The organism is Shewanella sp. SM32, from assembly GCF_025654235.1.
Lineage (GTDB): Bacteria > Pseudomonadota > Gammaproteobacteria > Enterobacterales > Shewanellaceae > Shewanella > Shewanella oncorhynchi.
Genome location: NZ_JAKKRO010000015.1, coordinates 51,936 through 66,293 on the forward strand (window position 1 = coordinate 51,936; position 14,358 = coordinate 66,293).

A 14,358-nucleotide genomic window follows, 5' to 3' on the forward strand; every position below is an offset into this window, starting at 1 on the left:
ATTTGAGATGTTCCTCAACCGCTGGCTCTGGCCGAGTCTAGTCACACTGTTAGCCCTAAGCGGCTTACTCTCGGTCAGCACTGGCCCTGTTAGCATCAGCTTTGTCGACGCCCTAAATGCAGTGTTCAATTGGGCTACCCAGCAAAATATCGGCAATATTGCGCCCCACGAGCAACTAGTAATCAACAATGTGCGCTTACCACGGACATTACTGGCGTTAGCAGTAGGCGCTACGCTCGCACAGTGCGGCGCGGTAATGCAGGGGCTTTTTCGCAATCCCTTAGCGGATCCCGGTATTATCGGAGTGTCATCCGGCGCAGCACTTGGCGCAGCCATCTGTATCGTGCTGTTACCCAACGCGAATCCGTTGATGATCCCCATCAGTGCGTTTGCATCGGGATTAGTGACCACCCTTATCGTCTACCGACTCGCCAGCAGCCCAACAGGTACATCGGTCGTATTATTACTTTTGTCGGGTGTTGCCATAGCTGCGCTGGCAGGCGCAGGAATAGGTGTTCTCACATATCTTGCCAACGACATGGCGCTACGTGACTTAACCCTATGGCAAATGGGATCGATTGCAGGTGCGCAGTGGCTATATGTCAGCCTTTGTCTTGTGACCTTAGCGCTACTGAGTTGGCGATTTCACCAAGATGCGGCGGCACTCAATGCCTTGCTGCTTGGCGAATCCGAAGCACGCCACTTAGGGATAGATGTCGATAGGCTCAAACTTAGGCTTATTTTGCTTTGCGCCTTAGGGGTTGGCGTAAGTGTAGCTGCAACAGGAATTATCGGCTTTATCGGCCTCGTCGTGCCGCATTTAGTGCGCATGATGTTAGGGCCAGATCATCGCCAACTGCTGCCCATCAGCGCACTTTTAGGTGCAGCCCTATTGGCATTGGCCGATATCGGCGCGCGCGCTTTTTTACCGCCTGCCGAGTTACCCGTTGGACTCGTCACCGCGCTCATCGGTGCGCCTTTCTTCATCTTTTTACTACTGCAACAGCGCAGTAAGCTAATCTAAGCGAGTTTTTATGGCTGCAACATCCTTTGCAAATCAACCATCACAATCGACAACTTATTCAGCTAAGGCGCAATTTGATCGCACCGAGCTCAGCATTTGTCAGCTCGATGTCAGCATCGGTCCAAAAACCGTGCTCAGTGATATTAATGTACAGTTTCAATCGGGTGCGGTAACCGCCCTACTCGGCCCAAATGGTGCGGGTAAATCCACCCTGCTTAAAGCCCTTTGCCAAGAAATCAGCACACCAAGGCAAAGTATACGACTAGGCCATAGCCAGCTGGCGGATTGGCCTAGGAGCGAGCTGGCAAAATCCTTAGCTGTACTGCCGCAACACGCCAGCCTCACCTTTCCTTTCACTGTGTCAGAAGTCGTAGCAATGGGCTTATATCCCTTAACCATCAGTAAGATAGAAGGTGATGCGTTAGTTACCGAGCAACTGGCGCAAGTGGGCTTAACCCATCTGGCTAAGCGCAGCTATCCAACCCTCTCTGGCGGCGAGAAACAGCGAGTCCAACTCGCCAGAGTCTTAACTCAACTCAGGCAATCGCCGTTTCCGCCCGTACTATTACTGGATGAACCAACATCGGCGTTAGATCTTGCCCAGCAGCACAGAGTACTTGAATTAGCCCAAAACTTAGCTCACCAACAAGGCTACACTGTAATAGTGGTACTGCATGACTTAAACCAAGCCGCGCGCTATAGCGATCAATTAATTGTGTTAAAACAAGGGCGAATCGTCAGTGAAGGCACGCCATCCGATGCTCTGTCGGTTGATACCATTAGGGAAGTATGGGACTACGAGCCCGTATATATCCCCTCCCCTCAGGGTGGACACCCACTGATTTTTTAATGGAAAGAAGATATTCATTTTACGTTTTTGAGATCTAATGTGGGTATAATCGCTGCGTTTACACTTTAGCTATCACCTTTTAGCCACAGCCGCATTAATTCAGGCAGAGCCAAGATGAAACCCACTATCTCGACAGAAACTCAACAAGAAGCACTAGTCGCAGCCAAAGCCACCCAAAAGCCGGGCCAAACCAAAGAGCAAACTAAACTCATTGCCCAAGGGATTGAAAAAGGTATAGCTGAATATAAAAAGCTGCAAAAAGCCAAAGCTCGCGAACGGGATAAAGCACGTAAACAACAGTTGAGAGCAAAATCTCGCACAGTTAATGACACTGATGAACTAGAGGATTCAGACGCATTATTCGAATCTCAACGTCAGTTCACCACCGCGACTTGGATTGCCATAACGCTTTTACTATTAAGTTGGGTAGGGTTTGCCGCATATATCTTTGCAGATTAAAAGCTATGATTTATATATAAAAATTAAGACATCCATATATCACTTGTTAGGCAATATCCTCTAATACCTTACACACATCATTAATTGAAAAAATATTACCGTTAAGGCTTGCTCGGTCTTTTGATATATTCAGAACGAGCCTAAATACATTGTTCGCATCAGGATAACGGGCAAGCTTTAAAATGATGTCATCACCACTTTCTTCTGCAGACCGAAAATCCCAGCCCTTCCCTGATAAATCAAAAATCACTTCCGCCGTTTCAGTATTGATTAACACTGGCGCATAAACCCAATGCGACATTCGCATCTCACTGGGGTTGATATCCAGTGTTAACTTACCATTTTGAAAAAACAACTTAGTGTCCATAAACAGTCCCTGAGTAACAAGTATCACAAGCGATAGGCCGATAGCTTGTATATTGAACCCCATATCCATTTATTGTCCATACCACATCACTTCTAACACGAACCGTTTACGCTCATTACATCAGGCAAAACCGTTAAATACTTAAGCGAAAAAAAGACAAAAAAAAGCCTGCTCAATGAGCAGGCAAAGACATATTTCAAGCGTCCCTTTCGGGGAAGTACATTACCGCGCTAGCGGGAAAAACCTGGCATATCCATGCAAAAACATCAATATGCTACTTGAGTCTAAACACGCCAAAAAAGGCGATACAAAGGTTGATGGATGATGGAAACTAAAACTTTAAGGAGGGTTAGGCCTTAAAGCTCATGGCGAATAAACCGCCACGCAAAACATCAGTGTTAAACCAAGTGTTTTGCCAATAAATATGGTTGTTGCCTGTATAAGACATAGTCAATACTCCTAAATTAGTTGTGATTAAGTACTCTAGTGAAGCTTGGCTCGGTTCCTTGGAACTAGAGATTCTCATATCCGTTGAGACGACTTGTCACTCAGGTCCTTGGAGAAAAATATCCATCCTGGATAGACTAGAGAGGAAAGGCGTAGTGCCTAATCCACGAAAGTAATTATATGGATTTGTAGTTTTATTACAACCTTTATTTGTATTTTTTTTGATTAAGGCTTTTTAATGTAATTAAATTACACAATTATAGTGAGGTTAATGGCGATCTGTTTCACAGAAAAACAGAAATAACCCTGTAAATATCTAATAAATAAGATATTACAGAATTATTTCTTTTTGTTACTAGGGCGTGTTGACGTTTCGAGATTAAATTTTGTTCGCTCTGGCAAGCTCGTGATCGCGAAACGAGGAGTGACGTGTAGTTATTCTACTCAAATGACGAGTGACAAAGAGCAAGAGCTTGCCAGACGAACCCTTCGGGCAGCGTTTGGCTGGCATTTCTGCTGCGTTATCGCCCGTTTATGTAGAATAACTACACCGCACGGGCTTTACCTTGCATAAAAGCCAGCCAACTCGCTGCAAAAATAACCCTGAAACGTCAACACGCCCTACCCGTTAGCGATTGATCAGATATTGATACAAGCCCACCAGCGGACTCGCTGTAGGTTTGCCGTAGAGCGGATCACCTTCTGTTGCACTGCCTGCAATATCTAAGTGTGTGTAAGCCAAGGGAATAGGGGCATTAACCCCATGATCAAATAGCCCCGACGCTTTCAGTAAAAATGCCGCGGGATACTGATGTCCACGGGCGGTAATCGATGATGGCGCATTATTGGAAGATAATATTTCAGCAGCGCCTGACACATCGCGGATCTTAGCGAAGTCTTCAGGGCGTAATGTAGACACTTCAAAGGGCTCACCCCATTGAGTCGCCTGCTGCTGTAAAGTGACAGCGCATTGCTGTGAACTCGCCACAGAGTTTTCCACCGCCGCGGGATAGCTGCCATAACAACGTACGACATGACCTGTGAGTGTTGCTACCGAAAACATCTCAGGCTTCACCGCCGACACGGCTTTGATACGTAAATGGCTCAGTAAATCCGCCAGCACTAAGCGCCCTTCAGCATCCGTATTACCAATTCGTACCCGCACACCCGCATGGCTCGTAATAATTTCATCGGTCACGAAGGCTTCGCTGCCTATGCTGTTACGCACTAAACCTAACTCGGCAATGACTCGAATACCTTTAGGCTTTAGCATTGACAGAGTTTTAAATAAACCCGCCACGGCAGAAGCGCCGCCTTTATCACGACTCATACCCGCCATAGCGCCGCCGACTTTCAGATCGGCGCCGCCGGTATCGTAAATCACGCCCTTACCCGCAAACAGGAAAGTGCGAGTCACTTGACCCTCAGGCAGATACTCTAGCTTCACCACGCGAGGCTGATGACGACCGACGGCAAAAGAAGAACGCGCCACAGCACTGAGCAGCGGATAATCACGCTCTAAAATATCTCTGTCTTCTACCACTGCGGTTTTGATCACGCTGCCCGCAAACGATTGTAAACAATAGTCCGCAAAGGCTTTAGCCGACATGCGCTCAGGTTCAGTACCACACAAATCCCGCGCTAATAGGCGGCCAGCTTCTAAGGCATTGAGCAAATTGCTGTTATGGGTTGATGAAGATAATAACCCTATGGCCTCAAATGCAGGTGTTAAGCCCGTCGCTTCACGCAGCTCTAAGGTTTGCCACAGTTCTTGACCGCAGGCTAATGCTGCAACTTCAGAGGCAAAACTAAAACGTGAGTCCTTCGATGGCACTACATATAACAATGGACGTTTTGCGCCTGCGTCTTTTGCAATGGCAATCGCCGCCCTTGCAGCATTGGCATAGACTCGCACGTCCACATACTCGTCATTCACTTGGGTGACAGGGGCAATGATCAAACGCCCTCCCGCAAGCCCTGGGGCAAACAGTAATGTCGGGCTCTTACCCACGCGCTTATCCACGTGGGCACCGTGCTGAGCCAATAAACCTATCTCATCAAAACCGATAGAATCCAGATCGGGCGTCACCACCACAACCGCATCCCAGCCTTCACCATCAAAAATAGCATTTTCTGCTTTTACATCAACGAAGTTAACTTGAAACATGACCCATCCTTTTTCATTATTGTGCCTGCATTATTCCCGCTCTATCGCTTAATTACCAATCTAAAAGTGGTACCGACACTCCCAGAAAAAATCGAACTGGAAACTTTGGCTGCCAGCTCACCAAAAGCCTGTGACGCTGAGATTATTTGGCTGCACAGAATGTGGTAGAATGGCCGCAAATTTGCCCTATACCCACAAGACCTTATGAGGGACACTCAAGTGACAGCCTTAAGTCAGTTATATCCGCAGCCATTATGGCAATGGTTCGAACAAATTTGTGCGATTCCCCATCCATCTAAGCATGAGCAAGCCTTAAGCCAGCACATTCAAGCGTGGGCTAAAAGCAAACAACTTGCCGTCGTTGAGGATGCCGTTGGCAACTTGATCATCCGTAAACCTGCGACGCCGGGTATGGAAGATCGTAAAATCGTGGTTATTCAAGCCCATATCGATATGGTGCCACAAAAAAATGCCGATAAAGTGCATGATTTTACTAAAGATCCTATCGAAGCTTATGTCGATGGCGATTGGGTTAAAGCCAAGGGTACAACCTTAGGTTCAGATAACGGTATTGGCATGGCATCGGCTTTAGCCATTTTAGGCTCTGATGATATCAAGCACGGCCCATTAGAAGTGCTGCTGACGATAGATGAAGAAGCGGGCATGACAGGCGCCTTCGGTTTACAGGCTGGCATGTTAGACGCAGACATTCTGATCAATACTGACTCAGAGCAAGAAGGTGAAATCTACATGGGCTGCGCCGGCGGTGTCGATGCTCAAATCACCCTGCCTATGGTGTGGCAAGCGTCTGAGCAAAGTTACTCAGCCTTTAGCCTGCACTTATCAGGCTTAAAAGGGGGTCACTCTGGGGTGAACATTCACTTAGGTCGCGGCAACGCCAACAAGTTATTGGCGCGTTTCCTCTTTGAAAACGCAGATGATTTAACGTTGGAGTTGACCCAATTTAGCGGCGGTTCACTGCGTAATGCGATTCCACGGGAAGCCAACATCAGCTTTATGTTGCCAGAAGAAAACGTCAGCGCCTTAAACGAAAAAGTCGCTGAGTTTGAAGCGCTTATCCGCACCGAACTCGCCATTGCCGATCCCGATATGCGTTTAGTGTTAAACACTATCCCAACGCCAAAACGTGTGATGAGCGAAAACAGCCAAAATACCCTGATCGATTTGCTGCATGTGTGCCCGAACGGCGTGATCCGCATGAGTGATGAAGTCGAAGGTGTGACTGAAACCTCGCTCAACGTTGGCGTTATCAGCACTAACGATGAAGAAGTCACTATCCTGTGCCTTATCCGCTCGCTGATCGATTCTGGCCGTACTCAAGTCGAAGGCATGTTAACTGCGCTGACCAACTTAGCCGGAGCCGATATCGATTTAAGCGGTGCTTACCCAGGCTGGAAGCCAGATAACAGCTCACCTGTAATGGCAATAGTGCGCGAAACCTATCAAGACATTTACCACAAAGAGCCAGTGATCATGGTGATCCATGCAGGTCTCGAGTGTGGCCTATTCAAGAAACCCTATCCAGACATGGACATGGTCTCGATTGGTCCCACCATTCGATATCCACACGGTCCAGACGAAATGGTAAACATCACCACAGTCGGCCAATATTGGACCTTATTATTAGCCGTACTCGAGCGTATTCCAGTCAAGGCTTAATATTCTAACCTTACCCAAGCTCACTCAATTCAAGGCCACATCTGCTCAAGTCAGATGTGGCCTTATTTTTACCGCGGATTCTATTTGTGTAGAAATGCCATCGATAAAATTTTTATGAAAGAACTGAATAACTTGAATTTTCTACTATAGTTGTTCTGTCTTACCCTAACGTATTTTTGCTTATCGCGCTTTTAGAGATAACCGCTTTCCCCTTCAATACTGTGACCTTAAGGAATAGAGATCATGAAATTTGGTAAAATCTTGTCTGCCGCCGCACTACTGCTCAGCAGTAACCTCAGTTTCGCCGAAGAAGTCCCCAAAGCCGTTATCGACCTAGCCGATTCACTGATGCCATTAGGCAGAGAAGTGGTACTGGTGAATGCTGTTAAAGCGCAAAATGCCCAAGGCAAAAGCTTAGATTCAATCAAAACATTAGATGAAAAATGGATTGCCACCGCAGGTATTGATGACTTTATGTCATCCCTGATGAACAACGAAGCGGCCAAGTTTCTCACGACCTTCGAAGCCAGCAAACCTTACTACCAAGAAATTTTCCTCATGGACAATCAAGGCGCGAACGTCGCCATGATCAGTAAAACTTCAGATTATTGGCAGGGTGATGAGGATAAATGGCAAAAATCATTCGCCAATGGCAAAGGCGATAAACACATAGGTCCGGTCAAATTTGACGAGAGCTCCCAAGCCTATCTAGTACAAATTTCTATTCCAGTGATGGATGGCGATGCTGCAATTGGTGCTATCACGATTGGGATCAACCTAGATCAATTTGGACTCTAATTACCAGAGAACGCCAGTGATGGGCTGCATCCTCTTACCACAGAGGTTATTGCGGCTCTCACCTTTTCAGTGCATCAATCAAGGAGGGCGTGACTATGGAATGGTATAAAGATCTATCCGTTAATCAGAAACTGACTTATCCAAGTCTGCTACTCGCTGGCGTAGTCATCTTCGCCTCTTCAACTGGCATTTTAGGACTCAAAGCCTTAAATCACAGCGCGAATACACTCGCGCTTGAATACTTACCTAGCCAATCTGAACTACTACAAGCCGATAAAGAGCTTTATCAAGCTCAAGTGGCCGAGCGCAGCCTGATGTTTGTTAACGTGGGCACAGACTCTTACAACGACCTTTTAAAGCAGCACACTAATAGTATCTCTCTCGTTAAAGAACATATTGATAAGTTTGCCGATGTGACCACAAGTCCCATCGCTAAAGATAAGCTCAATGAATTAAATCACAGTTTCGATACTTGGCGAGCGACAACCACAGAAATCAGTAATCAACGCACCCAAAATGGCCGTAACGGTAGAACGACGGCGATTGATCTTAGTTTCGGTCAAGTAGCAACGCAATTCGAGCAACTACACCAGAACATTAATCATTTAATCAATGATTTAAATAGTAATACTACCGCAGCGATAGCCCAAGTAGATGATGATGCCAATCATGGACAACAGATGCAGTTAATTGCCTTAGCCATCAGTCTCTTGATCTGTATACTCTTTATCGTTGCACTGCCTAAACTCATCAGCAAACCGCTGGCGGTTTTACTCGCAAAAATCCACGACATTACCGATGGTGATGGCGATTTGACCGAACGAGTCCACTTAACCTCTAAGGACGAGCTTGGTGATCTCGCCAAGGCATTCAATCATTTTCTCGATAACTTACACGGTATTATCTCGCAATTTAAACAGTCTACATCAGAGCTCAACACCGCTGCCGAAGGTCTAGCCAAAACCAGCGCATCAGCAAAACATAACTTGATGGATCAACAAGCTGCCACCCACAGAATCGCCGATGCCAGCGATCATATTGCCGCCTCAGTACAAGAAGTATCAGTCAGTGCCAGTCATGCCGCCGATGCCGCTAAACAAGCCGACGTATTTACCGCCGACGGTCAGGCAAGAGTGAAAAAAACCATCAATGTGATTCGTGAACTTGCGGGAGATGTAGGCACGGCAGAAATGCAGATCAATAAACTCGAACAGGAAGGCCAACATATCGGCCGCGTGCTTGAGGTGATTCAAGCCATTGCCGAACAGACGAATCTATTAGCCCTTAACGCCGCAATTGAAGCGGCGCGAGCAGGCGAACAAGGACGCGGGTTTGCAGTGGTTGCAGATGAAGTACGATCCCTTGCCTCTAAGACTCACCAATCAACCGAAGAAATTAAATTGATGATCGCCAATGTGCAAAATGGCACTCAAAGCGCTGTGGCAGCGATTAATATCGGTAATGAAAAGGCTATCTCAAGCGTAGAAGCCGCCAGTAATGCCGGTGAAGCCTTAGCGCATATTGCAGAAATGGTCAGCCAAATTAGTGAGATGAACAATCAAATCGCCCTCGCGGCTAAAGCGCAAACCACTATGGCCAACGAGAGCCATCAAAATATTCAACACATTGCCGAACAGTCGGAGGAAAGTCTACGAACCACTGATGAAATCTACGCAGCAAGCGTACAACTCTCGTCAATGGCGAGTAATCTCACGGCGCTGGTCAGCCGCTTTAAACTGTAATTTTTGAGGGTGAAAGCTTTTATATAAGTTACCTTTTGTAAATCAGTGATGTTTGAAAAGTCCCCTCTAACGAATAAGGGAGCATAAACCTGCCGCAGTGATTATCTGAATTCAGGTGCTCCCTTATATTTAAACAGCAAAGCTAGCACTGATTAGCAGCGCTTAACCACTAAGCCTCTTGCCGCGCGTAAGTTGACTAACATAGGTAACATCAACGCAAGGATCACTATCAGCATCCCTACCAATTGAATTTCCGTCACCGCCTGCCCCATGGCTAACGCCGTTAATGCTGCAAAAACGGGCACGAGATTAAAAAAAATCGATGCCTTAGCGGGGCCAAGCGCCTTAACACCGTTAATCCAAAACAGATAACCGAGCACAGTGGCGAACAAACCTATGTAGAGCACGCTAGAAAAAGCCGTTGCCGACAGTTCCATCAACTCCAGCCAAGGGTGAAACTCACCTCGGCCAAGCCCAACCACGGACATAGACACACTGGCAGCTATCATACTCAGCAAGGTAAAGGGCAACACAGGCAACCAATGGCCGACCCGTTGCGAACAAATGGTATAACCACTCCACGCCAACATGCCGGCGGCAATCATCACATAACCTTGGTTAAAACTAAAGTTGAGCAACTGCTGCACACTACCGTTGGTGATCACTAGCAGTACGCCCGCCAATCCACCCACTAAGCTAAACACTTGTTGTCTGCTGAGCCATTCACGCTGTAATAGCGCATTGACGATTGAAGTCACCAGCGGGCTGAGCGCCATAATCAAGGCACCATTGGCAGCAGAGGTATGCTGCAGGCCATTAAATAACGCCAGATTTAAGCCGCCCACACCAATCACACCCACTAACGCTATGACAATATATTGCACCAAACTCAATTTGGGCCAAGCCTGACGAGTAAAAACGATATATAACGCTAGAGTCACAGCCGCAATGGTAAAACGCCAGAAGACGAGGGACTCTCCTGACATCTCCTCCAGCACTCGCTTAGCAATCGGAAACACACTGCCCCAGCTAAAAACGCAAATCAGTAGACAAACGAATGTCATGTAAGGTGTATGGGATTTCATATCGGCCTCTAGGGAGGTAATTGGGATTGAGCTTAGTTTATAAGTTTCATATATTATTAAAACCAACAAGATTGAGAGCTTAAATTCCAAATATGAAACTTAATTATTCCTTAGACGATATGCGCTTATTTTGGGTGGTGGCACAGCAAGGGAGTTTTAAGCTCGCGGCGCAGCACTTAGGCATTCCACCTTCAACCTTAAGCCGTCGAATCAATCTGTTAGAACAATCCTTAGGTCTGCGTTTACTGCACAGAGACGCCCATAGAGTCAACCTTACCGCCACAGGTCAGCGGTATCTCGAACGCTGCGGCCCGCTATTTATCGAGTTAAACCAGGTATCTGGTGAGTTGCATGCGGATAAACATCAAGCGGTTGGCAAATTGCGGATCTCGGCGCCCATCAATACAACCTATCGCTGGCTAGGTGAATCACTCAACGCCTTCCAACGGCATTATCCCAATATTGATATCGATTTAAGTCTGTCGAACATGAATATCGATGTCAGTGAAAACGCCATCGATATCGCCTTTCGAGTGGGCGAACCTAAAGATCCCGATTGGATTGCAAGGCCACTTACCACGATTAGCTTTGTACTTTGCACCAGCACATCGGCAACGCAGTGGCATGCGCTGCAATCCATTGAAGAGCTGGATCAGCATCCGGTTATCATCGCCAAGCCCACAAAAACGTGGCGTTTACAGCACAATAGCACAGGGCAAAATGTCGAGTTTGAACCAATGGGGAATATCAAACTAGCCGTCGATGATATGGCGATTGCCTGTCAGGCCGTGGTGGCGGGGCTTGGGATTGGACTCATACCCATCAGCATGGCGAGTGAACAGATACGAAGTGGCAAACTCATTCAAATACTGCCCGAGTGGCAAGGTATTCCGCGCACCGCCTACTTGATGTATCGCGATCGGGACAACCTGCCCTTACGGGTCAGACTGTTAATTGATTTTATGCTGGCAAATCCACCCGAGGCTTATTGAGCCAATATAGGCTATTGTGCTCCACCCACTAGAGAGCTAAATCCAGCTGAGTCTGGCCGTTTAAGCTTGTGGCGACGACAAGAGTAGAATCAGTAAGGCCAACTGAAATCCCCAATAGACGAATGCCACGGCCTTCTTGCCTTTCCATAGCCTGTGCGAGTAGCTCATAGAACATTACAATCGAGACTTCATCGCTGCGGTGCTCAATTGTAGTCTGCTTGAAATCGTTAAACTTAAGTTTGACCACCTGTTTATGTATTTTGCGTTCCTTAGCACTGCGACTTAAACGCAACGACAGTTCTTGGATCAAACTCGGCATCACCTGCTGGCACTGCTCTAAGCTATAAATATCCTTTGCTAACGTGGTTTCAACACCCACTGATTTGCGCTCTCTGTCGGCAGAAATACCCCGTTCATCTATGCCTTGGGAACGCTCAATCAACACGCCACCAAACTTACCGAATCGCGCTAAGAGCTCAGGTTTAGAATAAGCTTGCACATCACCACAGGTATTGAGCCCGAGCGAAGAGAGCTTTTCTGCGGTGACTTTACCAACACCGGGAATTTTACGCAGCGATAAGGTCTTAACAAACTCAGAAAGCGTCTCTGGCGTAATGACATATTGGCCGTTTGGCTTGTTCAGATCCGAGGCGACCTTAGCTAAAAATTTTACTGGTGCGATACCCGCCGATGCGGTTAAACCCGTTTCGGCTAAGATATCGCGACGAATCGCTTGGGCAATCAAGGTCGCAGAGCCCTTATATTGTTGGCACTCACTCACATCCAAATAAGCTTCATCTAAGGAAAGCGGCTCAATTAATTGGGTATATCTGGAAAATATTTCACGAATTTGTAGCGACACTTCTTTGTAAACCTGCATCCGGCCTGGTACTAAAATCAGCTCAGGGCACAACTTAAAGGCATAAGCCGTCGCCATTGCTGAACGTACACCGAATTTACGTGCCTCGTAACTGCAAGTACTAATAACACCGCGACGGTCGCTACTGCCACCCACAGCTAAAGGCTTGCCACGGTACTCAGGAAAGTCGCGCATTTCCACTGCAGCAAAATAGCAGTCCATATCGATATGAATAATTTTTCGCACGTTGAATTCCTCCAACGCCAAAATACTGTATATAAAAACAGTAATCAAGTATTCCTGATAGATTTGGGCCAATAAGATGTGGCCTAGCGCTGGAAAAGAGAACAAGACAAGTGTGAGGAACAACAGACATGCTTAATAACTGAGTTTCCTAGGCCATTACACTCAGTGACCTAGGTATTTACTCAACCTAACAATCTAAGGCTCACATCTTAGTTTGCAGGTAGTTTTGCAATCCAACACGGTCAATAAGCCCAAGTTGTTTTTCGAGCCAATACATATGGTCAGACTCTGTATCGTCGAGTAATACTTCAAGGATTTCGCGGGTCTGGTAATCTTGCTTCTGCTCACACAGTGCAATCACTTTGCGCAAATCGTCCGCGACCTTGTATTCATAGGCGAGATCATTACGTAGCATTTCTTCTACATCTTTACCTATGTTCAATGCCTCACGGGCGGCAACATTGGGTGTACCTTCGAGGAATAAAATGCGCTGCACTAATTTGGCTGCATGGGCTTTCTCATCATCTGACTCATGGGCGATACGCTCATAGAGTTCTTTCAGGCCCCAATCTTCGTACATATGGGCATGGACAAAATACTGATCCATTGCCGAGAGTTCTCCCGTTAGGAGTCGATTTAACGCATCGAGGACGTCTTTATCGCCTTTCATATTTTGCTCCTATTGGTCGCTAATTTGCGATTGTAGATAATTTTGAATACCGGTTAGCGTAATGAGCTCTTGCTGCGACTCAAGCCAATCTAAGTGCTCTTCTTCGTCTTCGAGAATATCTTCCAGCAGATCGCGGCTCACATAGTCCTGTTCAGCTTCACACAAGCTGATCGCATCACGCAGCAATGTAAGCTGCTCTTGCACCATGGCCAGATCGCAATCGAGCATCTCTTGGCTATGTTCACCAATGCGAAGTTTTTCGAGTTGTTGCAGATTAGGCAGACCTTCCAAAAACAGCACTCGCTCGATGAGCTTATCGGCATGCTTCATATCTTGGATGGATTTTTTGTATTCGACGTGGTTTAACTTCTCTAAGCCCCAATGTTTAAACATGCGGGCATGGAGGAAATATTGATTGATGGCGGTCAACTCACAGGTAAGCACCCGATTCAGTTGCCCAACCACTTTAGGATGACCTTTCATAAGTTACTATCCTTGGTAAGCGTGAAAAGATTGATCTAAATCAAGCTTCTAGCCTAGTACAATTTATCGACCAACTCAAATTATCTTTATATTTCACTCACTTAATGATGAAAAGCATTCTCATTCCTGCTTAGATTAACTTGCTATCCCACTCTAATCCCAAGGATAAATCTCAAATGATTAACCCGTGTAAGAAAATACGAGGCAAAAAATAGCTCCCTAAATCGGAGGCTATGATCGAATCAAGACTATTTAGATAATGCGGTCTTTCGTTAACTTCTCACGACGTGCTTCTTCAGCGGCCATACGACGTTTACGTTTGTCACAAGGGTCATCACAATCACACGCTTTTTCAATCCCTAGAACACCTAAACCGCCACAACTTCCTTCAACGGCTTTGCGCTTGATGAGATAACCAATCGACATGAGCAAAAAGAAGACTAACAAGATCACAAATGCCGCGATAAAAGAGGTCATGGTTTACTCCAA

At 46.5% G+C, this 14,358-nt stretch carries 14 protein-coding genes; 7 read left to right on the plus strand and 7 right to left on the minus strand.

Annotated features, from left to right (window positions below):
* Window positions 1–7: 7 nt before the first annotated feature.
* The 3 genes from L5M10_RS08380 to L5M10_RS08390 all read left to right on the plus strand — a co-directional run bounded on the left by L5M10_RS08380 (window position 8) and on the right by L5M10_RS08390 (window position 2,333).
* Window positions 8–1,024 (plus strand): FecCD family ABC transporter permease, encoded by a 1,017-nt coding sequence (locus L5M10_RS08380; protein ID WP_028761552.1) that lies wholly within the window; start codon window positions 8–10, stop codon window positions 1,022–1,024.
* A 10-nt stretch (window positions 1,025–1,034) separates the two neighbouring features.
* Window positions 1,035–1,874 carry a heme ABC transporter ATP-binding protein gene (locus L5M10_RS08385; RefSeq protein ID WP_263255161.1) on the plus strand — a complete coding sequence of 280 codons (840 nt, stop codon included), beginning with the start codon at window positions 1,035–1,037 and terminating at the stop codon, window positions 1,872–1,874.
* 114 nt (window positions 1,875–1,988) lie between these two features.
* The gene (locus tag L5M10_RS08390) at window positions 1,989–2,333 is read left to right on the plus strand and encodes a DUF2956 domain-containing protein (RefSeq protein ID WP_173246420.1); all 345 of its coding nucleotides are present in this window, start codon (window positions 1,989–1,991) and stop codon (window positions 2,331–2,333) included.
* A gap of 46 nt (window positions 2,334–2,379) precedes the next feature.
* Here the strand turns inward: L5M10_RS08390 and L5M10_RS08395 are convergent, their stop codons facing one another.
* On the minus strand, window positions 2,380–2,700 hold the full coding sequence (locus L5M10_RS08395; protein WP_263255162.1) for a hypothetical protein: 321 nt from the start codon (window positions 2,698–2,700) through the stop codon (window positions 2,380–2,382).
* Between the two features lie 1,075 nt (window positions 2,701–3,775).
* The gene (locus tag L5M10_RS08400) at window positions 3,776–5,314 is read right to left on the minus strand and encodes a leucyl aminopeptidase family protein (RefSeq protein WP_263164228.1); all 1,539 of its coding nucleotides are present in this window, start codon (window positions 5,312–5,314) and stop codon (window positions 3,776–3,778) included.
* A 219-nt stretch (window positions 5,315–5,533) separates the two neighbouring features.
* Here L5M10_RS08400 and L5M10_RS08405 point away from each other — a divergent pair, with 219 nt between their 5' ends.
* The 3 genes from L5M10_RS08405 to L5M10_RS08415 all read left to right on the plus strand — a co-directional run bounded on the left by L5M10_RS08405 (window position 5,534) and on the right by L5M10_RS08415 (window position 9,534).
* A complete protein-coding gene (locus L5M10_RS08405) occupies window positions 5,534–6,994 on the plus strand; it encodes an aminoacyl-histidine dipeptidase (RefSeq protein WP_263255163.1) in 1,461 nt (486 codons plus the stop codon).
* A 243-nt stretch (window positions 6,995–7,237) separates the two neighbouring features.
* The gene (locus tag L5M10_RS08410; RefSeq protein ID WP_028761558.1) at window positions 7,238–7,792 is read left to right on the plus strand and encodes a cache domain-containing protein; all 555 of its coding nucleotides are present in this window, start codon (window positions 7,238–7,240) and stop codon (window positions 7,790–7,792) included.
* A 95-nt stretch (window positions 7,793–7,887) separates the two neighbouring features.
* Window positions 7,888–9,534: a methyl-accepting chemotaxis protein gene (locus L5M10_RS08415; protein WP_263255164.1), complete on the plus strand. Its 1,647-nt coding sequence runs from the start codon at window positions 7,888–7,890 to the stop codon at window positions 9,532–9,534.
* Between the two features lie 152 nt (window positions 9,535–9,686).
* On the opposite strand, the gene L5M10_RS08420 is transcribed toward L5M10_RS08415, so the two are convergent.
* Window positions 9,687–10,619 (minus strand): DMT family transporter, encoded by a 933-nt coding sequence (locus L5M10_RS08420; RefSeq protein ID WP_263255165.1) that lies wholly within the window; start codon window positions 10,617–10,619, stop codon window positions 9,687–9,689.
* A 92-nt stretch (window positions 10,620–10,711) separates the two neighbouring features.
* On the opposite strand from L5M10_RS08420, the gene L5M10_RS08425 reads away from it, so the two are divergent.
* The gene (locus tag L5M10_RS08425) at window positions 10,712–11,611 is read left to right on the plus strand and encodes a LysR family transcriptional regulator (protein WP_263255167.1); all 900 of its coding nucleotides are present in this window, start codon (window positions 10,712–10,714) and stop codon (window positions 11,609–11,611) included.
* 28 nt (window positions 11,612–11,639) lie between these two features.
* Here L5M10_RS08425 and dinB read toward each other — a convergent pair whose 3' ends face one another.
* From dinB to nqrM, 4 genes are all read right to left on the minus strand, one after another.
* Window positions 11,640–12,716, minus strand: a complete 1,077-nt coding sequence (gene dinB, locus L5M10_RS08430; RefSeq protein ID WP_219255278.1) for a DNA polymerase IV — start codon at window positions 12,714–12,716, stop codon at window positions 11,640–11,642.
* Between the two features lie 202 nt (window positions 12,717–12,918).
* Window positions 12,919–13,386, minus strand: a complete 468-nt coding sequence (gene bfr / locus L5M10_RS08435; protein WP_263192018.1) for a bacterioferritin — start codon at window positions 13,384–13,386, stop codon at window positions 12,919–12,921.
* Between the two features lie 9 nt (window positions 13,387–13,395).
* Window positions 13,396–13,869 (minus strand): bacterioferritin, encoded by a 474-nt coding sequence (gene bfr, locus L5M10_RS08440; protein WP_006080475.1) that lies wholly within the window; start codon window positions 13,867–13,869, stop codon window positions 13,396–13,398.
* Between the two features lie 252 nt (window positions 13,870–14,121).
* Window positions 14,122–14,346: a (Na+)-NQR maturation NqrM gene (gene nqrM / locus L5M10_RS08445; RefSeq protein ID WP_105250019.1), complete on the minus strand. Its 225-nt coding sequence runs from the start codon at window positions 14,344–14,346 to the stop codon at window positions 14,122–14,124.
* Window positions 14,347–14,358: the final 12 nt, after the last annotated feature.